The following is a 22,908-nucleotide window of genomic DNA, read 5'->3' as shown; positions in this document are numbered from 1 at the left end:
TGTCTTTGAGTGTCTTTTGATGTCTTTTTGACCTCTTTTATACATTTTTTTAATGTTTATTTAGTCTTTGTGATGTCATTTTAAGGTGTTAAGTGGCTTAAAGGGTTTAATCTGGTGGCTTCTTCTAGGAAGTCGGGCGATAGGTGCGAGTATCGCATGGTCATTTTGATGTCGCTATGACCGAGTACCTTTTGCAGGGTCAAGATGTTGCCGCCGTTCATCATGAAGTGGCTGGCGAATGTATGCCTTAGTACGTGTGCGGCTTGGCCTTTTGGTAAATCTATTGATGTTCTTTTTAACGCGCGTCTAAAACTGGTAATTGAGCCTGTAAAAATCTGGTTTCCCTTGGCTTTTTTTGCGTGCTCTTGTATTTCGTCATACAGTTCTGAGGTGATCGGTACGCTTCGATTCCGGCCGCTTTTGGTGTCTGTAAAGTGAACTTTGTTATCTCTGACCCTTTGGCGTGTTAACCCTTCGGCCTCGCCCCAGCGTGCGCCCGTTGATAAGGATATTTTCGTAATCAGGTAAACGTGTTTGTTTTCGCTTCGTTTGGCTTCTTCTAACAGCTCTATTATCTGTTCATTGGTTAGATAGGAAAGCTCCCGCTCTGGTACTTTGATGTTGTCGATATCAGCCAGTGGGTTGGGGTAGTGTATTTCTTCAGCTTTGATCAACACATTAAACATGGATGACAAATACCCCAAATCATTATTTAACGTTTTGGGTGTTAAACCGCTTTTAGATCGTTGGGTACGCCAGCGGGTGTAATCAAGGCGGGTAAGGCTTGAGCCTGCGGGGTCGCCTAGTTCGTGGGCTATCATAAGTAACTTACTTTTGCGCCGTGTGCTGTCTTTCAGGAAGTGGCCGTGTGTGTCGTCCCATAGCTCCACCAATTCAGACAGGCGGCGCATGTCTTTGGGCTTCTCTAGCCACGGTTTTACATCGGCTTGGGTTTCAAATTGGGCGATAGTGTAACGCTGGAACCGCTCACACTCGGTCTTCGTTGGAAACACTTTTCTATGTTCACGACTTCCACGGCCGTTGACGCGAAAACGTACTTCGTAGCCTGTTGGTACCTTTTTAATTGACATAATTCTCCCTACTTTGTTCTATTATGTTATGTCCTACTTCTACTTTTATTCCGTCGTGAAGGTATCCTATTGTTATTTTATTTCTTTGTTTAAAGCCAATTTTGTCTAAATATTCAAAGTCTATTGTGGCTATTTTTTTTTCTATGAATAGCTTTGCATTGTATCTAATGGCTTCTGGAAAATCTGTTACTACATTTTTTCTAATGTTTTCTTTGAGTTCGTTAAAGTGGTCTTTTATATTATCAATTGCTTCTAAATCAACTCTAAGTAAAATATTTACGACTGTATGGTTGTCGAATCTCTTTTCTCTGCTTTGTATTATTTCTTTTCCAAATGTTTGGAAATTATAAATAGTTGGGCCATTTATTTTAAGATGAATCTCTATCTGATGGAGGTTTGAAAGTTCATTGCTTTCGATTATTTTATTAATGTAGAAGTAGGGTTGAGCGTCATTTTGTTCTTTTATTTTCTGATAATGGAGTTGGTTTTTTGTTATTTCTTTAGATTCGTTTGCTGTTAAGGTGTTGGATTTTAGTTCTTTGTTTTGCATCCAGTATCCATAAGCAAGCCAGAAAAAAGCTAGGGGGCTAAATGAGCCTGCCAAGTAATCACCGATTTCATTTAGGCCTAATTTTGGTGATGGAGGGGAGTACCACAAGTTCATGGCTAAAATAATCCATGCCGCTACGAAATAAAGAATGCTGATAAAAGCTATTCCTCTAAACCACCAATCCTTCTTTTTACCTTTCATGACTGTTCCACCTAAATCATTGGATGACCGGACCACACAACGCGGCCGATTATTTGCAATTTGCTTAGTGATTCAACGGGTATTGTCATTGGTTGATAGTTCTTGTTATCAGACGTAATAGCCACCAATCCATCTAACTGCTTTTGCACCCGTTTTACAAACAATTCCCCATCGTAATTAATGACGTATACACCACCGTCACTGGTTACCGTGTCTCTTGTCTTGTCGATCACCAGCGAATCACCACTAAAAATGGTGGGTTCCATTGAATCCCCACGGGCATACATGGCGATTAAATTAATGGGGTTTATCCCTGAGCGCCTTAACCACGATTCTTTAAACGCTAAATGCTGGTCGATGGTTTCCGCTTCGATTAACGCCCCTTGCCCTGCGCTGGCTTCGATACTGTATTGTGGAACGTGACAATAACCATCTTCTTCTTTTGGGATGACTTGAATTTTATCGGTTTGAGCCTCTCCTTTGCCTGTCAAAATCCAATCCATTGAATAGCCTGTTGTTCTGGAGGCTTCATAAACCTCTTTATAGGGAATGGTTTCTCGTCTTTTCCAGTTTGTTATAACGGCTGCTGTAACGTTTAAAGATTTTGCTAATCCAGCGGCTTTGGAAACGCCAAAAGCTTCCATTAACCGATCAATTACATCGCTAGCTTGTGGTGTCATAAATAATTCCTTTTCAAATGTTTCTTTTCAGGTGTTGACGTTTGTCTGTGTTAAGTATTAATATTCATTTGTTTGTTTTCATATGTGTAAAAAATAGATAAAACCAAACAAAATTGTATAAATAAGGAAGTATAGAAAGATGAAGCCAACAAAACCAGCGATAAAGACCCAAAAAAAAGAAGAAACTAAGAAAATTCAACTAATGAAAATTCATGCTGAGGGCGTTGTGGTGGAAGTTTCCGCCCCGTATTGCACCCCAGAAGAGTGGGCAGAACGCACGGGAATGGATGTCGAAGTTGTTCGACTTGCTCTTTATAACCGCCGTATGGCTCGACATCAGTTTTCACCAAAGGGTGATTTATTCGTGAATGTCATCATGGAAACACGCCGTCTTCTTGACGCTAAGCCGTGGAACTAGGGAAGGGCGCTTTGTCCACTCTAACCCAGCAATACAAAAACCTATCTAAGCAACTCAAGCAATACCCCGCGCCTGATAACTTCTATGAGTTATGGGCGCAATTCTTGGAGATTAAAAAAGTGTTCAACGAAGAAGCCGAAAGCCGTTTTTTTAAGATGCTCGAAGCCGCCCCAGAACTAAAACAATACTGGGACGAAAAAGAGCGCATGATCAAAATGAAGTCAATACAAACCGTGCTACACAGACGGCCAAAAGAGGAGTGTGTCTTGTTGCGTTTTTTTGGGTCTGTTTGGTTTGGCAATTCGGACATGTTTGATTTTGATTTTATGCACGCTGTTAAAAACATGAGCGAACACGAATCAAAGATTGTGCGCCGCTTCCTTGCTTCCCCTTTCTGGCCTTAGGGGGCGTTATGATTTTATCCACTCCCACGGCTGAGTGTATTGAATGGCGTGGCAAAATTTTGTCACGCATTACTGTGATTAAAACCGTTGTTGAAACTGAGTTATACCGACTAGATCAAACCGTGGGCTATGTTGCGGCTAACACTTGGTTACGTTCAATAGCTAAGCGTTTAAGTTGGTGTGACCAATATGTGACCGAATTAAGCGGTAAAAGCTTGGTGAACTGGGCGGATAATCAAGCCAGTTTAACAGAGGTCGGATTTCATGAATTATTTCATAAGTTCGGTAAACAGCGAGCCATTGAATTTTTAAAGAAAGAAGCGACTTATGCTGGTGTTGAGTTTGGCCACTGGCATGACATGGATAGAGTGCTAGGCATGGCGGCGCGTATGTTTACGGCGGCATGGTGGGCACGTCAAGCAAAACGCCAATGGGTGCTTGTTGAGCAAGTTTTAAGGGAATGCGGCCAAGTACACCGCCACGCGTCACCTTATACGTCTAGCTGGGCGTTAAATAAATTCCGTCAACAGTTACAAAACAATCGTGCTTTTCTCGAAGGTTGGGAGGCTGTTAACAATCACGGCCAAGTGTACACACTGGCGCAACTTTCAGAAAAAGGCATTTCAAACCCTAAGAACCGTAAAACGGAACTGATGGTAAGGATTCGCGGCTTTGAAGAATTGGCTGCTGAACTTGGGCACGAGGCGTATTTTATAACGATTACATGCCCGTCTAAATACCATCCAATCAGCAATGGACGACGCAACCGTAAATACTTAAAAGCGGATTGCCCAACCGTGCGAGAAGCTCAGGCCTACTTAAACACGGTTTGGCGGCGCTTTCGTGCTTACTGCGGTAATCACGGTATGCACTTCTATGGTTTGCGTACTGTTGAACCTCACCATGACGGGTGCCCACACTGGCACATGATCACTTTTATTAAACCAGAGCAAGCACAGCACTTTTTAAATGCGTTCCGTAAGTATGCAATGGAAGAAGACGGAAACGAAAGAGGCGCGGACAAACACCGTTTTACAGTCGTTAAGATTGACCCGTCTAAGGGATCGGCGGCGGGTTACGTGGCTAAGTACGTTGCAAAGAACATTGATGGCGAAAATATCGATATTGATTTAGAAACAGGCAAAAGCGGAACGGATGCCGCGCAACGCATTACCGCATGGGCACGATTAAACCGCATTAGACAATTTCAATTTGTGGGTGGTGCTTCGGTCACGGTATGGCGTGAATTACGCCGTCTTGGTGTCGATGCGGCGCCTTCTATGTGCAAAGACATTTATCACGCTGCAAATGGTGACAACTGGTCTTTATTCGTGAAATTAATGGGCGGTGTGTTCGCTGGCCGTGAACAAGCTCTTAAGCCTCATTATTCCGAACCAGAGGAAAACCAATTCGGTGAGATGGTCAAATCCATTAAAGGCGTTGCTTTGGTCTCTGGTATTGAATCAATCATAACTCGTTTATATGAGTGGACAGTTCAGCGCGTTGGGTCTGGCTCTGAATCTCTGTCTTTAAAAAACGGCGAAGCCGTTCCTTGGACTCGTGTCAATAACTGTACGGGGGGCAGTATTCGCCCCTGAAAAACAAACTAACAATCTAATAAAAGGAAAAAAATAAATGAAAAATGAACAGCTAATAGAAATCATGCAAAAACGTGAAACAGCACAAGACTTACTAATGAACTCATTGAAAAACTTACAAGACGTAAGCCCTATGAGTTTGATTAGTGGCGGTTTTAAGGGGCTGGGTAGCGTGGCGGCTCAGCTTGAAAGCGTGGCGTTTCTTAATGATCAAGTCATTACTGAATTAACAAGCAGAGCGTTAAAGGATAGCCAAGTAATTAATGAACTTGTAAGAGATACGCTTGGCTATAAGGAAAAATTAGATAACTTAGAAGGGATTATCAATGGCTGAACCAATCGGATTTATTAAATGCACAGAGCCAGACTGTCAGGAAGTGGCCGAAGTGCGAAAAGCTGGCGGTAAACGTCAGTCACTTTACACATGGTGTCCAGATTGTGGCACTAATCAGGCTAACGGGGAAAAGCGTCAAAAATACCTAGTGGATAACCTAAAGGCTTCTCGTGAAGAAGTGGAAAAAGGGTCTGTATCCGATACCGAAGAAACTGGCGCTATACCTACACAGAATGCGGCTTTGAGTGTTTCAGAGGATACCGATAATAAGCCTAAGCCGATACCTGAAAATAAGCCTAAAGGCTCCGCCGCTTCTCCCCCCGTTTTATTGGGAGCTTTGGCATTAATCGCGGCTGTTGTAACGGCCATTTTTGCAACTCGTAAACCTACAAATAAACATAAAGGACAAACAGCATGAGTAATAAAAACTTACTAAAAATAGCTCCAAAATTATTACAAATTTTGGAAAGTACAGGAGAACCAGAAAGAATTTTTTATTCTGTGGGTTACTCTGCTTGTACTCTCGTATACAGAGATAAAACAGTGTTTGTTAATGCTAATGATTGCATTGTTATGAATGTAGAAAGAGGGGTTATAGCAGCATGAGTGAAGAGCAACTAGACATGATCGAAAACGATCAAGAAGAAACAGCCGCTATACCTACAGAACAAACGGCATTTATCAATCAACTTGAAGCAGAAGAAGCGGCGGCGGAACTTGACCCAGAGCAAGCCAAACTCGAAGAAAAAGCAGCGGAAAAACAAGCCGACTTTGACAAAGAAACAGCGGGTATAACGGCGGCCATGGGGTTGGGGACTATTGAATTTGCTTTACGCCGTGTAGTGCATCCTGATTTTGAATTTACTGAAAGCACTAAGGCTTATGCAATCGAAAACCTTTCTCCCGTCCTGATTAAATACGGTGCTATTGTGCCAGGTTGGTTAAGCCAATATGACGCAGAAATAAAGGCGGCCATGGCCGTGGGGAAACTCGCGGCGGATGGTATCGATACAGCCCATAAATTGAAAAAAGCCGATGCTGAAAAAGCAGAAGCAGCTAAGGAAGAAAAAGAACGTGTGAGGGTGGCCGCATGATCTTAAAGCCAATCAATAGCAATAATAACTTATCTGAAAACCATTGGTTAATCGTGGGGTCTTCTGGTTCTGGTAAGACAACCGCGGTTAAACAATTGGGCATTGTTAAAGCAACGGATCAAGTTGTTCTATTTGATCCGTATTTAGATTATGACTCATTATGTAATGCAGAAATTAGGCGCTATTCGTCACTAGCGAAATTTGCTAAGGCTGTGTTTTCAGCAAGAGCAGCAAAGCAAGCACGAGGGTTTAAGATTGCGTTTAGTCCAGATAGTGGCGCAACACCTGAAAGCCTAGTTGGGTTCTGTAAAGTGGTTTGGGGTGCTGGGAATGGTACTCATAAAAAACCGCTTAAAGTTGTCATGGAAGAATTAGCCAAGTGCTTAACGACAAGCGGTAAAGCAAATGGGGCGTTTGGTGAAATATTAACGGGTGGCCGAAAATTTGGATTAGAAGCGATTTGTATTTTTCAACGAGGGCAAGAAGTGCCTAAAACGATTGTGGGTAATTGTCCTAATAAATGGGTGGGTAGACAGCAACGCATGAATGACGCTGTTTACCTTTCAAAAGAGTTAGATTTTCCAGTTGAAGCAATTAAAAAACTACCTAGATACCACTATCTAGTTAAAACAAATGCCCACGACATAGGAAAGTACGATTCGGGAAAACTTAAAAAATTAGCCGCTTGATGCGGCTTTTTGTCAAGAAATTGTAAATTTATACCTAAAGGTATCAGGCTATTTTTGCTATTGACTCGATACCGACCCCGCCGCTTATTCTCCAGCCTGTTCAAGCAAAATCAATTAACCAAAACATAACAGGTAAAAAAAATGGATGTAGACGACATCAAAGACAAAGTAAAAGACAACATAGACACTAAATTGTTGGTAACGGGTGTTGTGACAGTGTTTGCCGCTGGCTTTGCAATTTTTGCGATTAGCAAAATGGGTAAAATGGGTAAGCAAATTGCGGCTATCGCAAAAGGGGGCAAATAATGTCTCGTACTATTACGGATAAAATGCAATCGCCGGACGGTGCTATTGCATCAAACAACACTCTCCAGCTCGCAATGGGTAATGGTTACGTTTACGAAAATTTGTATTTAGATACAAATATTCCGCATGACTCATTACGTAAAATCAGCGTTACGAATGGTTCTGATGACTATCTTGTAACGTACTGCAAAGAAATTGTGGACGTACTAGAAAAACACCGTAATCGTACTGTAGGTGAAATTATCCCGATTCGTTTTTCTGATCCAGACGCAGCAAAGCAAGAAGTGCAAGAGTTGACGGCTCTGGTGCCAAAAGCGGGGGATTCTTGGCTTTTGAAAATTGAGCTTGGGACATTACCAGACACCCCGCCCGCTGGCGGATGGCGTTTCCAAGTCTGGCGTGAAACCTCCAGTACTATCAAAGCAGTTCCAGACGGCAAAGGCGGTGCAAATTTAGTGCAACGTACACGAACCGTTGAACGCCGCTTAGATCGTAAAGTGGTAACGGCGGCGGTGGAAGGTGTGAACACGTTTGATAAGTTGATCAAGGGACCAAACATCAACATCCGCACAATTTACCTAAAAGGCGATATTACAGAAATAGAGTTTGAAGGTAAGCGGGACGGCCAAATCCAGAGTAACTGGAAATTATCGAAAAAATTAAACGAGTATCTTCAAAAAGTACGTGCCCAGAGAAATGGAATCCAAACCATTGATGGCTATTTCATTATAGACCCTGTTGCAACGGGCTTTGCGTATGCTGATTTGATGGTCACGAATTACGATGAAATATCTCTAAAATTCACGGCGGCCACTGGCGGTACAGTTGAAATTTTAACTGATTACATTAAGCGAATTGCTTAAAGGGGGTTTCATGTCTTTATGGGATGAAGCGGGTGATTTTTTTGGGAAAGTGGGGGGCGTGTTCGTTGACTATGTTGAAGCAAAAGAAACGGATCAGCCTCAAATACCTGCAAGCGTTGGTGTAACAGAACCTGTGGCATCTGCCCCACAAACCCCAACACAGCAAACCGTAACGGTTACACCATCAAGTCAATTGATTTCAGGTATTAGCAATCAAGCTTTGGCACTGATTGGCGGCGGTGGTTTATTGTTGGTTGTTTTACTGACTCGGGGGCGTTGATATGGACTTTTCAAAATTAAGCTCTTTAACGGGTGGCGGTGGTTTGGATGCGGGTAGTAGTGCGGGTGGTAATGATCAATTAACGGGGGGCGCTAATATTAACTTTGGTTATTTGCCCCCATTACCAACAATGCCGGGTATGCCAAACACTTCCTCTGTGAGTGTTCAAAGCAGCGGTGGCGGTGTGTGGTTGTTGGCGGCGGTTGGTGTAGCGGTGGCTTTGTTTATGTTTACGAAAAAGCGGGGTTGATATGGGTTTATTTAGTTCATCGTCAAAAAAGACCACGGAAAACGTAAGCAAAAGCCAAGCGGGTCAATCCAATACGGGTGACATTAACAGTTATAACGCAGAAGCAGGGGCAAACATAACGGTAACAGACGGCGGCGCGGTTCAATCTGCGCTGTCTCTGGCGGATCGTGTTGTGGCTCAAAATCAGGCAAAAACAGCGAATGAAAGCGGCACGGCGGCGGCGGTTATTTCTCGTGCAAATGACAATAACACCGCTTTAGCAGGTCGGTTTAACGACAATAGCACAGCACTAGCGGCACAGATGAATAACAATGCAATTGCATTAGCTGGCCGTTCAATGGACAACAGCGTAAACGTGACATTGGCCGCGGGTAAATACGCGGTTGATACAGTTACGGCGGAATCAGCGGCAAACCGTGAAGCCTTGTTGCGCAATACTGAAAACACAATGGCGTTGGTTCATGCAACAAATTCTGATGCTCTGAATTCAACACAGCAAATGGCAGGGCAAGCACTGGCGGCGAATGGTCAAGCTATGAATGCAATGTCTCAGTTTGCTAATGAATCTCTTGAACGTGTTGCTGACTCACAGGAAACAGCTATTGATGCGGCTACGACGGGTTTTCAAACGTCAATACAACAATTGTCTGCAAATCAAGCGAAAAGCCAAGAGCAACTAAACAATGTTCTTAGTAACGTAATGACAAGCGGACAAAGTGAAATGCAAGCAGACTCATCCAAAAACATGGTGTGGGTTGTTGGGATAGCTGGGCTTGCTGTTCTCGCTATCGCTATGATGAAGGGGTGATTTATGAAGTTTGATATTTTTTGTTGTAGCGTGGTTGATGTTCCCGTGATCGGTGATTGGATCGTTATTCAAAATGCAAAATACAATGTTGAATGTACGTTTATTGATATGGATGGCGGTAAAAGAAGCGTTGAGTTAGCTGCTGGGGATACTCTAAATCTTTCTTTTGTTGGTCTGCAGTTACGATCTTCAGGCGAAAACCAAACAATTGAATTTAGAACAGGCTGGGGAATGTTGACGCCAGCTAGTAACACAGGGGCAGTTGTTGATGAGGGTGGTGAAGAAGAACCGCCAAGCTCTGGCGGCTCTATCTGTGTTGATATTGCTTCACCCGTTGTAAATGCTGAATTAAATATGGCGTATTTTCATTCTGAAGACTATGAAGTACCAGCGAATAGCAATATTGATGTTCATCCGTTTTCGATTTCTACACCAATGAACGCAATGAAAGTGAGCCGTTTCATGGTTCAGAATGTGTCTGACACATTAACAAAATGCCGTATTTCAGATATGAACGATAGCGGCGGTTTTTGGTGTGTTGGGCACATTGGGGATATTGCTGATTCTGGCTGGGTTGTGGGTGGAAGAATGAACTATTTAGTTTTACGTAATCTAAGTGACGCACCCGCAAAAATTACAATTACCACTCTTTATTATGAAGACGTGGGTAATGCTTGTCGTGTTACTCAGGTGCCATTTTAGATGAATTCATCAGGTATAAAAAATGAACAAAAAAGTTCTTTTTGCTGCCCTCATTGTGGGGGGCTACTTTCTATTAAAAAAACTTCGTGGGTGCCGCCAGAAACAGCCGCACCCTATCTAAGAGACATTAAGAAAGCTGAAAAGCAAAACGGTATTAGAGCCGGTTTACTTGCTCGCTTGCTTTACCAAGAGAGCCGCTTTCGTGTTGACATTATCACAGGGCAAACGATGTCTAGCGCGGGGGCTGTGGGTATCGCTCAAATCGTCCCACGATGGCATCCAAATGTTGACCCATTAAACCCCATTGATAGCATTTATTACGCCGCTGAATATTTAGCGCGGCTTAAAAAACGCTTTGGTGATTGGGGAACCGCTTTGGCCGCTTACAACTGGGGGCGGGGTAATGTGTCAAAAGCTCAGAATAATTACGGCGCTGATTGGCTCGCTCATGCACCAACGGAAACACAAGATTACGTTAATGAAATTTCAGCGGACGCGCTGGCATAAGGGGGGATGATGCCGTTATTACTATTACCGCTCATAGCAGGCGGTGTCGGCTTTGGTGCTGGCTGGTTTACAAATGAAAAATACGGTTGGATGAAGTGGGTAATCATTGCCGCGCTTGCTTATCTTTACATGAAAAATAAGAAAATGATTTAGGTGGAATTATGAAAAAATGGATTACAGGAATAGCGGGGGTATTAGTTACGGTTGTTGCAATTCACCTAGGTTTACCCGCTCCTATCGCTGTTGAGCTGGGTAACGAGGCAAAAGAACAGCTGGAGCATGTTTAATGGAATTAGAGCTTATTAGTCAATTAACAGGAACGGGGGCGGACGCCGCAACAATGTTAATTAGTTATGTGCTGTTTCGGCATGAAATTAGGATTCAAACATTGGAAGGGAAAAACGAAAAAGGGGCGAATTAATCGCCCCTTTTTTGGTCATTTGAACAACAGTTAATTTGCGCGGTGTGTCAAATGTGTGTCATTGCTTTAAAAATAGATAAAAACCCTTTTAAAAACAACCACTTAAGTGGTGGAGGCGGGGGGGATCGAACCCCCGTCCGTCAGTCCTCTGCCATCGGCTCTACATGCATAGTCACTTCTATTATTTGACCACGAACCGCCCGAAGGACAGGGTGTTAATGGCGAGCCTACTTAGTCTTAGAACCTTATCCCTAGGCGGGGCATCAGTTAGCATCTCGTAATTTATGATACTGTCGATTCTCTGGCTACAAGCAACCTGAGGACAGCACTTTAGCAGGGGTTTAGGCTGCTAAAGAGTAGTTTTCGTCGTTTGCGACTATTAAAATGGTATGGGGGATTTACGAGATCACATACCGCTCTCGACATGCACCTTTGGGTTTGTAACCGACGTCGAAACCATGTCGCCCCCAAAAAGTAGGCTGATTCTAACGCAAAGCATTGCTTTACGCTAGCAGCAAGATTGAAATAGCGCAGTTTATGCACTGTGTTTCATTAATCTTTCTTTATCTCGTGCCCAATCGCGGTCACGTTCTGTATTACGTTTGTCGTGATCCTGTTTACCTGTTACAAGGGCTACTTCACATTTAATGTGATTGCCTTTCCAGTAGAGAGCCATCGCGGCGCAGGTTTTACCTTTTTGCTCAGTAACTTGGATGATTTTATCCAGCTCTTTACGATTCAGTAGGAGTTTACGTTTACGCACGGGGTCGCAGACCACATGGGTGGATGCACTTAACAGCGGGGTAATGCGAGCACCGATTAGCCAAGCTTCATTTTGGTGGATGATAACAAAGGCGTCTACGAGCTGAGCTTTACCTTCGCGTAGGCTTTTTACTTCCCAACCCTCTAGGCATAAACCGGCTTCAAATTTTGTATCAACAAAATAATCGTGGCGAGCACGTTTATTTAAGGCAATAGTGCCTGTACTGGTGGATTTCTTCTTTGCTTTACTCATAGGTCAAAATTATACGATTCCAGGTTGGAAAAGCCTATGCTTTTCTTGAGCTCAGGCGCTTAATGTTAGAGAATTCACATTTTTTAAAAAAGTCTAATCGTAGACAGTTTAAAGTGGCGAGTTAATTCGTTCAAGCTAGACTGTAATGAAATTAAGCAAGAGCGTAATTTATGCCCGAAAATCGTTGTGTGCAAGGGATTTGGACTAGTCCTTGGTTGTTTATTTTAGCCGCCAGTGGTTCCGCAGTTGGTCTTGGTAACATTTGGAAGTTCCCTTATATGGTAGGGGAGAACGGAGGCGGTGCGTTTTTGTTCGTGTATTTGTTGTGCATGTTGTTTGTAGGTTTGCCTGTACTCATTGCCGAGGTGGCGTTGGGTCGTTCGGTTCGAGCTAACCCTATTGATACCATCAATGATTTACATGAACGTCATATTATCAACAAAGCTTGGGTTCTTGTGCCTTATCTTGCTGGTCTTGCAGGCTTTTTAGTGCTGAGCTTTTACAGCGTTATTGCGGGTTGGGCTTTAGCCTTTTTTGAGCGTTCTTTAAAAGGAGTTTTCACCGAGACGGATGAAGTTCAGACGCAATCTGTCTTTCAGGAGTTAATTAGTTCTCCTTCTGAAATGATGCTATGGCACTCAGTTTTTGTTGTATTGGTGATTCTGGCTGTGGGGCAGTCAGTTACACGAGGTCTAGCCGTATTAGTTAAGGTGCTACTGCCTTCTCTGGTTCTGATGTTATTAGGTTTGTCTGTTTACTCTGTGTTGGTGGGAGACCTAGATCAGACCTTATCTTTTTTGTTTTCCTGGAAGTGGAATCAAATTACCCCTAATGTTGTTTTGGCGGCAGTGGGCCATGCTTTTTTTAGCTTAAGTATTGGGATGGGTGGCATGTTTGCGTATGCGGCGTATATGAGTAAGCATATGTCTATTGCTAGGGCTTGTTCTATTGTTGTTGGGGTGGACACGCTAGTGGCTATTCTGGCTGGTCTTGTTGTTCTGCCTCTGGTTTTTGCTTTAAATATTAATGTGGATACTGGGCCAAGTTTAACCTTTATTTCATTGCCTGTCGCGTTTGGGAGTTTACCTGGAGGACAGTTGGTCGGGTCGGTATTTTTCTTGTTGTTGATACTGGCGGCTCTGACATCCGCTATTTCAATGCTAGAACTGTTTGTGTCTTGGTTACATGAGCGCTTTTATATTAGTCGCCTCAAGGCTTCTTTGCTTCTTGGTGTTGGTGTTTGGTTGTTGGGTTTTGCAAGCTTATTGTCTCTAAATGATTGGAGTGATTGGACAGTGTTTGGTTATGTTCTTTTTGATTTGCTTGATAAATTTACCTCTCTCATTTTGTTGCCTGTTGTTGCGCTTCTTTTAAGTGTTCTTGTGGCTCTGAATATCCCAAGAAGTAGACTAGAAAATGAGCTTATTACTCGTAACCCTAAGCATTTCAAGTGGTGGTATAATGTTTTGAAGTTTTTCAGTATTCCAATTATGTTGGTAATTACGATCACGGGTTGGATAGGAGTGTAGAGTGAGTCAAATCGAAAGATCGGCCTATGTAAATTACAGTTGCGAGCAAATGTTTGATCTGGTGAACGACATTAAGGCATATCCTCTGTTTTTACCGGGATGCATCAGTTCTCAAGTGAAGTCGCAAACTGATGAGGTGATTGTTGCCGCGCTAGAAGTAGGCAAAGGACCTGTAAAACAGTCATTTACGACAAAAAACACCTTACATTATGTAAATAAAATTGAAATGCATTTAGTGGAAGGCCCTTTTAAAAAACTGCAGGGCGTTTGGGTATTTACTCCGCTATCGGATACCAGTTGTAAAATAGCGTTATCTCTAGAGTTTGAACTAAGTGGTATGCTGAAATTTGCTTTTGGTGGGGTGTTTAGTCAGGTGGCAAATTCTATGGTTGACGCATTTAGTAATAGAGCGAAGGTTGTTTATGGTGGATAAAATACGAGTGGAAGTAGCTTATGCTCTCCCTGAAAAACAAAAAATTATTGCGATGGAGGTTGAGGAGGGGTGCACCGTCCGTGATGCTGTCATGATGTCCAATATAAATGCTTTTTTCCCTGATTTGGCGTTAAGTTCAGTCAAATTAGGTATTTTTGGTAAGTCGGTCCGTAATCCCGAAACACAACTCTTGAAGGCTGGTGAGCGAGTTGAGATATATCGAGAGTTGAAAATTGACCCGAAGCAAGCTCGGGCCAATCGTGCCGCCAAGGCTGGAAAGTAAACTTTGGATTAGAGTGGTGGGTCTATTTTAATTAAAACGCCATCTTTGAAGGTTAACGTCAGTTTGTTTAAATCGCTCTTTTTTGTTTTGTCTGTAGCGTAGGTAGAAGTGAACAGATATCGCCACTCATTGGATGTGAATTGATCGGTAATCATAGGTGTACCAATTAGGAACTTCACTTGAGGCTCCGTCATACCAATTTGTAATTGCGTAACATCTTCTTGTTTTAAGACATTTCCTTGAGGGACTGGCGTTTTATACGCATCTGGAAATAAGCTACATGCACTTAAAGAAAGGGCGAGGGTGAACGTGATGAGTGTTTTTTTCATTTGTTTAATCCTAATTTAGATCAACTAATGATAAAGTAATTTAAAATAAGTTCGAGTAGAGAATAGCCAATGACAAACGAAAATCAAGAATTGAAGAAAGCAGGCCTAAAAGTAACCTTACCTAGGGTAAAGATTTTACAAATCTTGGAAGGTTCAGAAGGTTCCCATTTAAGTGCTGATGATGTATACCGTAAGTTATTAGATCAGGGGGAGGATGTCGGTCTAGCCACTGTATATCGTGTACTGACTCAATTTGAAAGTGCTGGTTTGGTTATGCGCCATCATTTTGAAGCAGGAACGGCGGTATTTGAAATCGCTCAAGAAGAGCATCATGATCATATGATCTGTTTAGATACAGGTACCGTGATTGAGTTTTTTGATCCTATTATTGAGCAACGTCAAAAAGAAATTGCCGCTGAACACGGTTACGAAATCGAAGATCATAATTTGATTTTATACGTTAAGCCAAAATCGTAGAGCAGAGCAAACCTAGAACCACTGACTAGAATGATCTAGTAAGTGGTTTTTTTATTTATACAATGCATGTGGTTTATTGAAGGTGAACGTTACCAAGCATTTCTCTTGCATGGGCTAACGTTTGTTGAGTGAGTTCTAATCCTCCTAACAGACGAGCAATTTCTACGGTCCGGTCCTTTTTATGCAGCGTAGTGACTTGAGACGATGTGTGGTCTTGCTCGACTTGTTTTTGTACTAACAGGTGCTGGTGGCCTTGCGCTGCTACTTGCGCTAAATGGGTAACACAAAAAACCTGCCCTTTTGTACCTACGGAACGCAACATGCGCCCTACAACTTCTGCAATTCCTCCGCTGATACCAACATCAACCTCATCGAAAATAAGCGTTGGTATCGTTGATGTGCTCGCCGTGACGACTTGTATCCCTAAGCTGATCCGAGATAACTCACCTCCAGACGCTACTTTCCTTAAAGGTTGAGCGGGTTGTCCTGGGTTTGAAGCAATCATGTATTCAATCTCTTCGAAGCCATTTGCTGTGACTTCGTCTAAAGGATGGCAATGAATTTGAAACTGAGCATAAGGCATGCCTAGCCCATGAATCTGCTCTTCAACTTTTGTCGCTAGAACTTCCTTAGCTTTCATTCTTTGTTCTGTAAGCTCCGTTGCCATTTCTGTCAGGGCCTGATACGCCTTTTCTTCTTTTTCCTTTAATACGTCTAGATTTTCATTACTGCCGATGATGTCATTTAAATCGGCGGTAAGGGTTTCCTGTAATAAGACCAATTCTTCCGGTGTTGTTTTGTGTTTTCTGGCCGTGTCATAAATATCGCTGAGACGTTGTTCTACTTCATTTAGCCGTGCTGGGTCCTGCTCAAGTGTGTCTTGATAATGAGAAAGGCTATTGCACGCTTCTTCAATTTGAATAATGGCTTCATTCATTAAGTCGCAAGCGCTTTGTAAATGAGGCGTGCGCGTTTGAATACTAGAGGCCGTTAATAAGGCATGATTGAGCAAGGAGCGAATGTTGCTATCCTCTTCTTCAGCAAGTAGTAAGTTGGTTTGATAGACCTTCTGTTGCGCATCGGCAATTGTTGCCAAAAATTTTTGCTCTTCTTCCAATGCTTTTAATTCACCGCCTTTGAGATTCAAAACCTCTAACTCTTGCACTTGATAAGTTAATAATTGAATGCGGGATTCTTGATCTGTAGAGCGAGTTAGCCGTGCGTTTAGTTCGTCTCGCATTTTTTTCCAATCTTGATATTGGCTTTTTACTTTATGGCTTAGTGAATTTAGGCCGCCGAAAGCGTCAACTTGAACGCGTTGGGCGCTTTTTTTCAACAAAGACTGGTGTTCATGCTGTCCATGAATATCAATTAAATAGGCGCCAATGGTTTTTAAATCGGCTAATGCGCAAGGGCGATTATTGATATAGGCTTTTGACTTGCCTTCTTTTGTAATGATTCTTCGCAAAATACAATATTGATCAGACTCTAAATCTCGATCGTGTAGCCATTTAGTTGCATTGATATTATTGCTTACATCAAATGTGGCACTGATTTCGGCTTTTTTTTCACCATGTCTGACGACGCCACTGTCTGTTCTGGCGCCGAGACATAAAGATAAAGCATCCACCATTATCGACTTGCCCGCACCTGTTTCACCGGATATAACGGTCATTCCTTTACGCAATTCAAGTTCTAGGGATTCAACAATGGCAAAATTGGCAATAGCAATACTTGTCAGCATGGTGTTTTGCTCCATGAAAAAGGTGAGACTAATTCTGATTTCATTATATTTCAAATTACATGGTTATTTATACAGTAGTTGGTTGTTTTTTGACAAGTGTTTAAAGTGAAAATAAATTTATTTGGTCAGATTAAACCGCTTTTTTTTGACGTGATACGGTTTTATGATGGGTAATTTAAAGCCAATACGTTAAAACTCATGCGCTTTTAGTCATTAAATTATGCAATGCTATTTGCTATTTGCTATTTGCTTATTGATTGAGTGATATTTCTTCTCTCACTTGTTTTTTTAGTAATTTAATAAAGTTTGTTTCTATCTCTTTCAGACTAACTGTTTCCGGACTAACAAGGTAAATCTCTGTGACCGGAAAGTCATTATAGGGGGGCAAGGGCCATAATAATCCTTGACCGACATAGGGTGTGGCGCTGTCTATGGTCAAGGCTCCAAAGCCAATACCAGCAAGAATTAAGCGACGAATTTCCTCAACATTGGAAGATACAGCGACCAATTTCCCCCAGAATTGATGCTCATCCCGAAACTGGGCAATCGCATCTAATCCCTCTCCTGGTTGATCGCTTTCAAATGAGATATAAGCTCCACCTTTAAGGTCGTCTATAGATAGATCCGGTTTACCGAAGCAAGGATGATCTTTACCGCAGTAAAAGCCCATTTTTTCATACCCAATAAAATCAAAGCGAAGTCCTGTTTTAGCCATTTTTTTATTGCTTAAGCCAATGTGTAGAGCACCTTCGAGAACATGACTCACAATATCGGCGCTTGGGTGTGTATTGATATTGAAAATGACGTTCGGATAGAGAGCATGATACTTGGCTAAGGTTTTATCGAAGGCAGGGCATTGTAAGTGGCTGGCGATTTCAATGGTTATTTCACCTTGAACTGTGTCTTTTTGCTCTACAAATTGATCGGCCATATTGCCGATAACTCGGCTTGCCGCAGACGCATATTCATACACCCTCATACCTTGGAGTGTTAATGAGAAAAAGCCTTTTTTACGTAATATCAATGGCTTATCGAAGTGTTCTTCTAATCTTTTTAATGCATTACTGACACTAGGTTGACTTAACGAAAGCTTCCTGGCGGCCGCACTGATGCCACCTTCATTGACTATAACTAAAAAAGTGTAGAGGAGGTTCCAATCTAAGTTTCGAAGCAATCTATCTTTGGCTGACAGCATGGTTAAATTCCATAAATGTAAATAAGCATAGCGGTAGGCTATGTATAGCATATTTATTTATCATTTTTATAGTGTGGGGATTTTGACGATACTCGAAACGACTCCTCGCATCCTTTCTCTTATAAAGGGCTATGCGGATCATTCTTGTTGTAGAAGTAAGGAACTCAGTATGAAAAATGTTTTTTTGACCAGTGCCGTTCTCTCTTGTCTTTCGTTAACGGCGATGTCCGTTGTGGCTAGCGATACTTTACGAATCGGAACAGAAGGGGCTTACCCCCCATTTAATTATTATACAGCGGATGGCCAATTGGCTGGATTTGACATTGATATTGGTAAAGCGATTTGTCTGGAAATGAAGCGTGAGTGTAAGTTTGTTGCTCAAGATTGGGACGGTATCATTCCGGCTCTTTTAGCAAACAAGTACGATCTTGTATTAGCGTCAATGTTTATTACAGAGGCGCGTAAAGAGCAGGTTGCATTCAGTCAGCCTTATCAAGCTTCTGCGATGACGTTTGTGGCGGATAAATACGTTGCACTGACTGATGTGTCACCTGATGCCATGAAGGGAAAAATTATTGGGGCTCAAGGTTCTACTACTCAAGCTGAGTACCTACTCGCAAATTATCCTGAATCTGATGTGCGTTTATACCCAACACAAGACGCTGTTAATTTGGATTTGGTGAGCGGACGCATTGATGCTCAAGCGGGCGATATTATGCCTATGACGGATTGGTTGAACTCTGTCGATGGTGCTTGTTGCGAACGGGTTGGCGAAATGATCACGGACCCTGCTTACGTTGGTGACGGTGTTGGTATGGCGATGAGGAAGGGCGATAAGGCATTATTGAAAGACGTGAACCTTGCCTTAGCGGCGATTATTGCGAACGGCACCTATCAAAAAATTAATAAAAAATATTTCACTCTTAACCTGCTGACGTTGGAATAAATCTTTAGGTTATACGAATGCGTTTATTGTCGCGCGTCTTTCTATGGTTTTTTTTGAAGGGTGGCTTAAAACATGACAGGGTTCTCTGAAGCATTAGCACTTCTTAGTTTTGGTGATCAAGGGTGGGGTGATGAACTGCTCAAAGGTCTACTGATTACGTTATTGTTGGCTTGTTCTGCTCTCCCCTTTGGTTTGCTTTTGGGGGGCAGTGTGTCGGCAATGTCGATGAGTCAATCACGTTTAACAAGAAGTATAGCACTTCTGTTTACAACGGTTATTCGAGGGCTGCCTGAGCTGTTAACGCTGTTTATGATTTATCACGGTGTTGGCTTATTCATAAATCAACTGCTCGCCTGGTTCAGCCCCAATAATGGCTATTTTGACTTCAGTCCTTTTCTTGCTGGCGTGATCGCTCTGAGTTTGGTGTTTAGTGGTTATGCTGCAGAAGTGTTGCGTGGGGCGTGGCAGTCTATTGATAAAGGACAACGAGAAGCCGGTCAGTCTCTTGCTATGGGGAGGGTGCAAATTTTCTGGTTAATCGAGCGGCCACAAATTATTCGTTTGGCTCTGCCTGGACTTGGAAACCTTTGGATTAATTTAGTCAAGGATACAGCGTTAGTGTCTGTTATTGCGCTAGATGATTTGATGAGAATGACCAATATTGCTGTTGGTGCGACAAAAAAACCATTTTTGTTTTACCTCACTGTGTGCGCGCTTTATTGGCTGATTTGTATTTTGTTTGAGCGGGTATTGGCTCAGCTTGAGATTAGGGCCAATCGGGGCATGCAACCTCGTCATTAATAACACGACGGCTTAGGAGAATATTGTGCTTAATATTATTCAAAACTATGCACCTGTTTTCGTTGATGGGGCACTGTTAACATTAAAAATCACTTTTATTGCGGTGTTAATTGCCGCTATTTTTGCTTTGCCTATGGCGATATTGAGAACCAACCCTAGCCGCTATCTGAGAATTCCGATACAAGTGTATATCTCTTTTTTTCGTGGTACACCACTGATTGCTCAACTCTTCTTAGTGTATTACGGGTCAGGAGAATTTCGGCCTTTGTTAATGGATGCAGGCTTGTGGGGTTTCTTCAGAGATCCAGTAAATTGCGCCTTACTTACGTTTACTTTGAACTCCTTAGCTTACCAAACAGAAATTCTAAGAGGTGCTTTACAGTCAGTAAACCAAGGTGCTATCGAAGCGGGACGCGCGATGGGGATGCCTGCCTCCTTATTGTATAGACACATTATTTTGCCACTGGCTTACCGCATCGCGTTTCCAGCGTTAGGTAACGAATTCATTTTGATGTTAAAGGGTGGGGCGGTTGCAAGCGTGATTACTGTTATGGATTTGATGGGGCAAACTCGTCGAGTCTTTTCGCAAACATTTGATATTTCAACCTACTTTACAGCGGCCTGCTTGTATTTGTTGCTTACAACCTGCTTTGTTCTCTTGTGGAGACAACTGGAGCAGCATTTTAAACGACATCTAACTTACTCACAAAGTAAAGCTAAAGCCACTTTGAAAAGAGTGCGCTGAGCTAATTCAAATTTATTAACCCAATAACGATTATTAACAGGGCGATTTTCGCTTCTGGGAGATCGTTTGACCTAAAAAGGAAGGCAATCATGAACACCTTGATATTAAAAGCGCCATATTTGGTTTTCTTAGGTGATGCTAATGATCTATTAATGGCAAAAGTGGCGAAAGGCATTGCTCATTGGCGCCCTGAAAAGTGCGTAGCTCAGCTTAAGTTACCAGGGGCAAAGGCCGATTTAGGTTTGCCCGACCTCTCTATTCAGCAGGCGGCTGATGCCGGCGCAAAAACTTTTGTCATTGGTCTGGCCCCAATTGGAGGGACCTTGCCAGCAGAATGGATAGGTTTGCTTACGGAAGCCATGGAAGCGGGATTAGATATTGCCAGTGGTTTGCATATGCGATTGTGTGATATTCCCGAGCTGGTTGCGGCCGCCGAACGAACAGGGCAAAGCTTGTTTGATGTGAGAATACCAAAAGGGGAAATGGTATGTGGTACTGGCCTGCCGAGAAAAGGCAAACGATTGCTTAGTGTTGGGACAGATTGTTGTGTTGGTAAAATGTTCACAACTCTCGCCATTCATAAAGAAATGGAACGAAGAGGCCTAAATGTGTCCTTTCGAGCCACAGGTCAAACCGGCATTTTGATCGAAGGGAACGGTGTGCCAGTGGATGCGGTTGTGTCTGATTTTATTGCTGGCATGGTTGAAGCGCTTTCTCCTGATAACACCACAGATCATTGGGATATTATTGAAGGCCAAGGCTCATTATTTCATCCGGCCTACGCTGGCGTGAGTTTGGGATTGTTGCATGGTGCTCAAGCGGACGTGCTGATTGTTTGTCATGAAGCGGGACGTGATCAAATGGATTCTATGGACGGTTATTTAGTACCTGACCTAGAAACGGTAATTGCTACAAATTTAGCTATGGGCGCTTTAACCAACCCAAGTATTTCTCTTGGCGGGATTGCTTTAAATACAATGAATTTGTCAGAAGCTGACGCTCTACGTGAAATGGCTCGATTAGAAGTTCAATTTGGTGTGCCCGTTGTAGATCCTGTGCGCACGGGCGTTTCTTCAATCGTAAATAAATTGGAGACTCTATAATGCGTAAAATGAATATATATGTGGAAAAATGGCCACTGCATGAGCCTTTTATCATTTCTCGTATGGCGCCACAGCTAAACGGCGAAGTCGTTGTTGTCGAAATTGAGCAAAATGGCTTGATAGGTCGCGGAGAATGCGAGCGTATGGATGTCTTTGAACCAGCCTATCCAAATGTTGTAAAGATGATAGAAAGCGTTAAAACACACATTGAATCTGGACTTAATCGTTTAGATCTTCGTTCGCATTTACCTTCTGGAGCCGCCAGAAATGCAGTCGACTGCGCCTTATTCGAGTTAGAAGCCAAGCAGGCTAGTTTGCCTGCCTGGCAACTGGCCGGTTTTAGTGGACCTCCTCACCCTGTTGTTACTGTATACACTTTGTCGTTAGATACAGCGGAGAATATGGCAAAAGCGGCTGAGAGGCAAAAACACCGGCCAATTCTAAAATTGAAATTAGGCCGTCAAGGCGATTTAGATAAAGTCAAGGCCGTCCGAGAGGCGGCTCCTGACACGCGTTTGGTAATTGATGCTAATACTGGCTGGAGTTTCTCACAATTAACGTCTTACTTACCTGAGCTGGTCAAACTGGGTGTTGAAATGATAGAACAGCCCTTGTGTCCTGAAGAAGAGCATTTATTGGAGGGGTTACATCCAGAAATACCAATCGTGGCTGATGAGTCGTGTCTTGACTGTTCTTCGCTAGAGGCGTTAAAAGGGCGCTATCAAGGCGTTAATATCAAATTGGATAAGACTGGAGGTATGACCGAAGCGTTGGCGTTGCTTGATGAGGCTGAAAATCAAGGCTTTGAGATTATGGTGGGCTGCATGCTTGGCACGTCATTGGCCATGGCGCCCGCTTTATTGTTGTCTCAGAAAGCGCGTTGGGTTGATATTGATGGTCCATTATTACTCTCTAAAGATAGACAAGCAAGAATGCATTATGAAGGGAGTCTTGTGCATCCCAACCCCAGTGTCTGGGGTGAGTAGAATAGAGTAATGAGAGGGTCGAACGCAGCGCAAAACTTTATTGGATAAGAGATGGCTCTGCGTTCGTTTTTCTACAGAGTGATAACGACGAAAAATAAATAACTAAACGCTTATACGTCATGCCTG

Annotated in this window: 34 protein-coding genes and 1 other RNA gene; 27 read left to right on the top strand and 8 right to left on the bottom strand. The window is 42.8% G+C overall.

All coding sequences use genetic code 11. The features are described 5' to 3' along the window. Positions 1–80: 80 nt before the first annotated feature. Genes IEZ33_RS18265 through IEZ33_RS18255 form a run of 3 tightly spaced genes read right to left on the bottom strand, consistent with a single transcriptional unit; the run spans position 81 to position 2,522 of the window. The gene (locus tag IEZ33_RS18265) at positions 81–1,091 is read right to left on the bottom strand and encodes a phage integrase (protein WP_191601418.1); all 1,011 of its coding nucleotides are present in this window, start codon (positions 1,089–1,091) and stop codon (positions 81–83) included. After that, complete coding sequence (locus IEZ33_RS18260) at positions 1,081–1,842, bottom strand: hypothetical protein (protein WP_191603722.1); 762 nt, start codon at positions 1,840–1,842, stop codon at positions 1,081–1,083. Before IEZ33_RS18260 ends, IEZ33_RS18265 begins: the two co-directional genes overlap by 11 nt. Positions 1,843–1,853: 11 nt before the next feature. Beyond that, positions 1,854–2,522: a LexA family transcriptional regulator gene (locus tag IEZ33_RS18255; RefSeq protein WP_191601417.1), complete on the bottom strand. Its 669-nt coding sequence runs from the start codon at positions 2,520–2,522 to the stop codon at positions 1,854–1,856. A gap of 139 nt (positions 2,523–2,661) precedes the next feature. Between IEZ33_RS18255 and IEZ33_RS18250 the strand changes: the two genes are divergently transcribed. The 18 genes from IEZ33_RS18250 (at position 2,662) to IEZ33_RS20890 (ending at position 11,196) form a co-directional block, all read left to right on the top strand. Beyond that, entirely contained in the window at positions 2,662–2,940 is a 279-nt protein-coding gene (locus IEZ33_RS18250; RefSeq protein ID WP_191601416.1) for a hypothetical protein, read from the top strand. An 11-nt stretch (positions 2,941–2,951) separates the two neighbouring features. Beyond that, the gene (locus IEZ33_RS18245) at positions 2,952–3,344 is read left to right on the top strand and encodes a hypothetical protein (protein ID WP_191601415.1); all 393 of its coding nucleotides are present in this window, start codon (positions 2,952–2,954) and stop codon (positions 3,342–3,344) included. Between the two features lie 8 nt (positions 3,345–3,352). Then, positions 3,353–4,942, top strand: coding sequence for a replication endonuclease (locus IEZ33_RS18240; protein WP_191601414.1), 1,590 nt, complete (start codon positions 3,353–3,355; stop codon positions 4,940–4,942). A gap of 37 nt (positions 4,943–4,979) precedes the next feature. Beyond that, complete coding sequence (locus IEZ33_RS18235; protein WP_191601413.1) at positions 4,980–5,276, top strand: hypothetical protein; 297 nt, start codon at positions 4,980–4,982, stop codon at positions 5,274–5,276. After that, entirely contained in the window at positions 5,269–5,694 is a 426-nt protein-coding gene (locus IEZ33_RS18230) for a hypothetical protein (protein WP_191601412.1), read from the top strand. Before IEZ33_RS18235 ends, IEZ33_RS18230 begins: the two co-directional genes overlap by 8 nt. Then, entirely contained in the window at positions 5,691–5,882 is a 192-nt protein-coding gene (locus IEZ33_RS18225; RefSeq protein ID WP_191601411.1) for a hypothetical protein, read from the top strand. The genes IEZ33_RS18230 and IEZ33_RS18225 overlap by 4 nt, the downstream gene beginning before the upstream one ends. Further along, positions 5,879–6,370, top strand: a complete 492-nt coding sequence (locus tag IEZ33_RS18220; protein WP_191601410.1) for a hypothetical protein — start codon at positions 5,879–5,881, stop codon at positions 6,368–6,370. The genes IEZ33_RS18225 and IEZ33_RS18220 overlap by 4 nt, the downstream gene beginning before the upstream one ends. Beyond that, the gene (locus tag IEZ33_RS18215) at positions 6,367–7,059 is read left to right on the top strand and encodes a type IV secretory system conjugative DNA transfer family protein (protein WP_191601409.1); all 693 of its coding nucleotides are present in this window, start codon (positions 6,367–6,369) and stop codon (positions 7,057–7,059) included. Before IEZ33_RS18220 ends, IEZ33_RS18215 begins: the two co-directional genes overlap by 4 nt. A 141-nt stretch (positions 7,060–7,200) precedes the next feature. Further along, positions 7,201–7,365, top strand: a complete 165-nt coding sequence (locus IEZ33_RS18210) for a hypothetical protein (protein WP_191601408.1) — start codon at positions 7,201–7,203, stop codon at positions 7,363–7,365. After that, entirely contained in the window at positions 7,365–8,228 is an 864-nt protein-coding gene (locus IEZ33_RS18205) for a major capsid protein P2 (protein WP_191601407.1), read from the top strand. Before IEZ33_RS18210 ends, IEZ33_RS18205 begins: the two co-directional genes overlap by 1 nt. A 10-nt stretch (positions 8,229–8,238) precedes the next feature. After that, the gene (locus tag IEZ33_RS18200) at positions 8,239–8,508 is read left to right on the top strand and encodes a hypothetical protein (RefSeq protein ID WP_191601406.1); all 270 of its coding nucleotides are present in this window, start codon (positions 8,239–8,241) and stop codon (positions 8,506–8,508) included. Between the two features lies 1 nt (position 8,509). Next, a complete protein-coding gene (locus IEZ33_RS18195; RefSeq protein WP_191601405.1) occupies positions 8,510–8,758 on the top strand; it encodes a hypothetical protein in 249 nt (82 codons plus the stop codon). Between the two features lies 1 nt (position 8,759). Next, positions 8,760–9,566, top strand: coding sequence for a hypothetical protein (locus tag IEZ33_RS18190; RefSeq protein ID WP_191601404.1), 807 nt, complete (start codon positions 8,760–8,762; stop codon positions 9,564–9,566). Positions 9,567–9,569: 3 nt separating this feature from the next. Next, entirely contained in the window at positions 9,570–10,268 is a 699-nt protein-coding gene (locus IEZ33_RS18185; RefSeq protein ID WP_191601403.1) for a hypothetical protein, read from the top strand. Further along, complete coding sequence (locus IEZ33_RS18180; RefSeq protein WP_191601402.1) at positions 10,269–10,775, top strand: lytic transglycosylase domain-containing protein; 507 nt, start codon at positions 10,269–10,271, stop codon at positions 10,773–10,775. Between the two features lie 9 nt (positions 10,776–10,784). Beyond that, positions 10,785–10,928 (top strand): hypothetical protein, encoded by a 144-nt coding sequence (locus tag IEZ33_RS18175; protein WP_191601401.1) that lies wholly within the window; start codon positions 10,785–10,787, stop codon positions 10,926–10,928. Positions 10,929–10,936: 8 nt separating this feature from the next. After that, entirely contained in the window at positions 10,937–11,062 is a 126-nt protein-coding gene (locus IEZ33_RS20895; protein ID WP_275672786.1) for a hypothetical protein, read from the top strand. Further along, on the top strand, positions 11,062–11,196 hold the full coding sequence (locus IEZ33_RS20890) for a hypothetical protein (RefSeq protein ID WP_275672785.1): 135 nt from the start codon (positions 11,062–11,064) through the stop codon (positions 11,194–11,196). The genes IEZ33_RS20895 and IEZ33_RS20890 overlap by 1 nt, the downstream gene beginning before the upstream one ends. Before the next feature lie 107 nt (positions 11,197–11,303). On the opposite strand, the gene ssrA is transcribed toward IEZ33_RS20890, so the two are convergent. Both ssrA and smpB read right to left on the bottom strand, forming a co-directional pair. Further along, positions 11,304–11,665: a transfer-messenger RNA gene (gene ssrA, locus IEZ33_RS18170) on the bottom strand. A 66-nt stretch (positions 11,666–11,731) separates the two neighbouring features. Further along, entirely contained in the window at positions 11,732–12,211 is a 480-nt protein-coding gene (smpB, locus tag IEZ33_RS18165) for an SsrA-binding protein SmpB (protein ID WP_191601400.1), read from the bottom strand. A 170-nt stretch (positions 12,212–12,381) separates the two neighbouring features. Here smpB and IEZ33_RS18160 point away from each other — a divergent pair, with 170 nt between their 5' ends. From IEZ33_RS18160 to IEZ33_RS18150, 3 genes are read left to right on the top strand one after another with little or no spacing between them, the layout of a single operon-like run. Then, positions 12,382–13,740 carry a sodium-dependent transporter gene (locus tag IEZ33_RS18160; protein WP_191601399.1) on the top strand — a complete coding sequence of 453 codons (1,359 nt, stop codon included), beginning with the start codon at positions 12,382–12,384 and terminating at the stop codon, positions 13,738–13,740. A gap of 1 nt (position 13,741) precedes the next feature. Beyond that, positions 13,742–14,173, top strand: coding sequence for a type II toxin-antitoxin system RatA family toxin (locus IEZ33_RS18155; RefSeq protein WP_191601398.1), 432 nt, complete (start codon positions 13,742–13,744; stop codon positions 14,171–14,173). Then, a complete protein-coding gene (locus tag IEZ33_RS18150; RefSeq protein ID WP_191601397.1) occupies positions 14,163–14,456 on the top strand; it encodes an RnfH family protein in 294 nt (97 codons plus the stop codon). Before IEZ33_RS18155 ends, IEZ33_RS18150 begins: the two co-directional genes overlap by 11 nt. Before the next feature lie 8 nt (positions 14,457–14,464). Here IEZ33_RS18150 and IEZ33_RS18145 read toward each other — a convergent pair whose 3' ends face one another. After that, entirely contained in the window at positions 14,465–14,785 is a 321-nt protein-coding gene (locus IEZ33_RS18145; protein WP_191601396.1) for an outer membrane protein assembly factor BamE, read from the bottom strand. 69 nt (positions 14,786–14,854) lie between these two features. On the opposite strand from IEZ33_RS18145, the gene fur reads away from it, so the two are divergent. Next, positions 14,855–15,262: a ferric iron uptake transcriptional regulator gene (gene fur / locus IEZ33_RS18140; protein WP_191601395.1), complete on the top strand. Its 408-nt coding sequence runs from the start codon at positions 14,855–14,857 to the stop codon at positions 15,260–15,262. Between the two features lie 73 nt (positions 15,263–15,335). On the opposite strand, the gene recN is transcribed toward fur, so the two are convergent. Both recN and IEZ33_RS18130 read right to left on the bottom strand, forming a co-directional pair. Further along, positions 15,336–17,006: a DNA repair protein RecN gene (gene recN, locus IEZ33_RS18135; protein ID WP_191601394.1), complete on the bottom strand. Its 1,671-nt coding sequence runs from the start codon at positions 17,004–17,006 to the stop codon at positions 15,336–15,338. Between the two features lie 250 nt (positions 17,007–17,256). Beyond that, positions 17,257–18,252: a LysR family transcriptional regulator gene (locus IEZ33_RS18130; RefSeq protein ID WP_240009571.1), complete on the bottom strand. Its 996-nt coding sequence runs from the start codon at positions 18,250–18,252 to the stop codon at positions 17,257–17,259. Between the two features lie 118 nt (positions 18,253–18,370). Here IEZ33_RS18130 and IEZ33_RS18125 point away from each other — a divergent pair, with 118 nt between their 5' ends. From IEZ33_RS18125 to dgcA, 5 genes are all read left to right on the top strand, one after another. Next, on the top strand, positions 18,371–19,147 hold the full coding sequence (locus tag IEZ33_RS18125) for a transporter substrate-binding domain-containing protein (RefSeq protein ID WP_191601393.1): 777 nt from the start codon (positions 18,371–18,373) through the stop codon (positions 19,145–19,147). Positions 19,148–19,219: 72 nt separating this feature from the next. Then, on the top strand, positions 19,220–19,948 hold the full coding sequence (locus IEZ33_RS18120; RefSeq protein ID WP_191601392.1) for an ABC transporter permease: 729 nt from the start codon (positions 19,220–19,222) through the stop codon (positions 19,946–19,948). A gap of 25 nt (positions 19,949–19,973) precedes the next feature. Further along, positions 19,974–20,693, top strand: coding sequence for an ABC transporter permease (locus IEZ33_RS18115; protein ID WP_191601391.1), 720 nt, complete (start codon positions 19,974–19,976; stop codon positions 20,691–20,693). 89 nt (positions 20,694–20,782) lie between these two features. Further along, positions 20,783–21,796 carry an N-acetyltransferase DgcN gene (dgcN, locus tag IEZ33_RS18110; RefSeq protein WP_191601390.1) on the top strand — a complete coding sequence of 338 codons (1,014 nt, stop codon included), beginning with the start codon at positions 20,783–20,785 and terminating at the stop codon, positions 21,794–21,796. Next, a complete protein-coding gene (gene dgcA / locus IEZ33_RS18105) occupies positions 21,796–22,782 on the top strand; it encodes an N-acetyl-D-Glu racemase DgcA (protein WP_191601389.1) in 987 nt (328 codons plus the stop codon). The genes dgcN and dgcA overlap by 1 nt, the downstream gene beginning before the upstream one ends. Positions 22,783–22,908 lie beyond the last annotated feature (126 nt).

Source organism: Marinomonas algicola (assembly GCF_014805825.1).
In the GTDB taxonomy this organism is placed as follows: Bacteria; Pseudomonadota; Gammaproteobacteria; order Pseudomonadales; family Marinomonadaceae; genus Marinomonas; species Marinomonas algicola.
The sequence above is the reverse complement of the archived record's forward strand: the minus strand, read 5'-3'. Positions and strand labels throughout refer to the sequence as shown.

Coding starts and splice junctions, on each gene's coding strand:
- IEZ33_RS18195 (WP_191601405.1), top strand. CDS start 8,510: ATGGACTTTTCAAAATTAAGCTCTTTAACGGGTGGCGGTGGTTTGGAT.
- dgcN (WP_191601390.1), top strand. CDS start 20,783: ATGAACACCTTGATATTAAAAGCGCCATATTTGGTTTTCTTAGGTGAT.
- IEZ33_RS18235 (WP_191601413.1), top strand. CDS start 4,980: ATGAAAAATGAACAGCTAATAGAAATCATGCAAAAACGTGAAACAGCA.
- IEZ33_RS18215 (WP_191601409.1), top strand. CDS start 6,367: ATGATCTTAAAGCCAATCAATAGCAATAATAACTTATCTGAAAACCAT.
- IEZ33_RS18120 (WP_191601392.1), top strand. CDS start 19,220: ATGACAGGGTTCTCTGAAGCATTAGCACTTCTTAGTTTTGGTGATCAA.
- IEZ33_RS18145 (WP_191601396.1), bottom strand. CDS start 14,785: ATGAAAAAAACACTCATCACGTTCACCCTCGCCCTTTCTTTAAGTGCA.
- IEZ33_RS18190 (WP_191601404.1), top strand. CDS start 8,760: ATGGGTTTATTTAGTTCATCGTCAAAAAAGACCACGGAAAACGTAAGC.
- IEZ33_RS18160 (WP_191601399.1), top strand. CDS start 12,382: ATGCCCGAAAATCGTTGTGTGCAAGGGATTTGGACTAGTCCTTGGTTG.
- smpB (WP_191601400.1), bottom strand. CDS start 12,211: ATGAGTAAAGCAAAGAAGAAATCCACCAGTACAGGCACTATTGCCTTA.
- IEZ33_RS18185 (WP_191601403.1), top strand. CDS start 9,570: ATGAAGTTTGATATTTTTTGTTGTAGCGTGGTTGATGTTCCCGTGATC.
- IEZ33_RS18130 (WP_240009571.1), bottom strand. CDS start 18,252: ATGCTATACATAGCCTACCGCTATGCTTATTTACATTTATGGAATTTA.
- IEZ33_RS18205 (WP_191601407.1), top strand. CDS start 7,365: ATGTCTCGTACTATTACGGATAAAATGCAATCGCCGGACGGTGCTATT.
- IEZ33_RS18180 (WP_191601402.1), top strand. CDS start 10,269: ATGAATTCATCAGGTATAAAAAATGAACAAAAAAGTTCTTTTTGCTGC.
- recN (WP_191601394.1), bottom strand. CDS start 17,006: ATGCTGACAAGTATTGCTATTGCCAATTTTGCCATTGTTGAATCCCTA.
- IEZ33_RS18125 (WP_191601393.1), top strand. CDS start 18,371: ATGAAAAATGTTTTTTTGACCAGTGCCGTTCTCTCTTGTCTTTCGTTA.
- IEZ33_RS18200 (WP_191601406.1), top strand. CDS start 8,239: ATGTCTTTATGGGATGAAGCGGGTGATTTTTTTGGGAAAGTGGGGGGC.
- IEZ33_RS18210 (WP_191601408.1), top strand. CDS start 7,201: ATGGATGTAGACGACATCAAAGACAAAGTAAAAGACAACATAGACACT.
- IEZ33_RS18255 (WP_191601417.1), bottom strand. CDS start 2,522: ATGACACCACAAGCTAGCGATGTAATTGATCGGTTAATGGAAGCTTTT.
- IEZ33_RS18220 (WP_191601410.1), top strand. CDS start 5,879: ATGAGTGAAGAGCAACTAGACATGATCGAAAACGATCAAGAAGAAACA.
- IEZ33_RS18250 (WP_191601416.1), top strand. CDS start 2,662: ATGAAGCCAACAAAACCAGCGATAAAGACCCAAAAAAAAGAAGAAACT.
- dgcA (WP_191601389.1), top strand. CDS start 21,796: ATGCGTAAAATGAATATATATGTGGAAAAATGGCCACTGCATGAGCCT.
- IEZ33_RS18240 (WP_191601414.1), top strand. CDS start 3,353: ATGATTTTATCCACTCCCACGGCTGAGTGTATTGAATGGCGTGGCAAA.
- fur (WP_191601395.1), top strand. CDS start 14,855: ATGACAAACGAAAATCAAGAATTGAAGAAAGCAGGCCTAAAAGTAACC.
- IEZ33_RS18175 (WP_191601401.1), top strand. CDS start 10,785: ATGCCGTTATTACTATTACCGCTCATAGCAGGCGGTGTCGGCTTTGGT.
- IEZ33_RS18150 (WP_191601397.1), top strand. CDS start 14,163: ATGGTGGATAAAATACGAGTGGAAGTAGCTTATGCTCTCCCTGAAAAA.
- IEZ33_RS18265 (WP_191601418.1), bottom strand. CDS start 1,091: ATGTCAATTAAAAAGGTACCAACAGGCTACGAAGTACGTTTTCGCGTC.
- IEZ33_RS18260 (WP_191603722.1), bottom strand. CDS start 1,842: ATGAAAGGTAAAAAGAAGGATTGGTGGTTTAGAGGAATAGCTTTTATC.
- IEZ33_RS18225 (WP_191601411.1), top strand. CDS start 5,691: ATGAGTAATAAAAACTTACTAAAAATAGCTCCAAAATTATTACAAATT.
- IEZ33_RS20895 (WP_275672786.1), top strand. CDS start 10,937: ATGAAAAAATGGATTACAGGAATAGCGGGGGTATTAGTTACGGTTGTT.
- IEZ33_RS20890 (WP_275672785.1), top strand. CDS start 11,062: ATGGAATTAGAGCTTATTAGTCAATTAACAGGAACGGGGGCGGACGCC.
- IEZ33_RS18230 (WP_191601412.1), top strand. CDS start 5,269: ATGGCTGAACCAATCGGATTTATTAAATGCACAGAGCCAGACTGTCAG.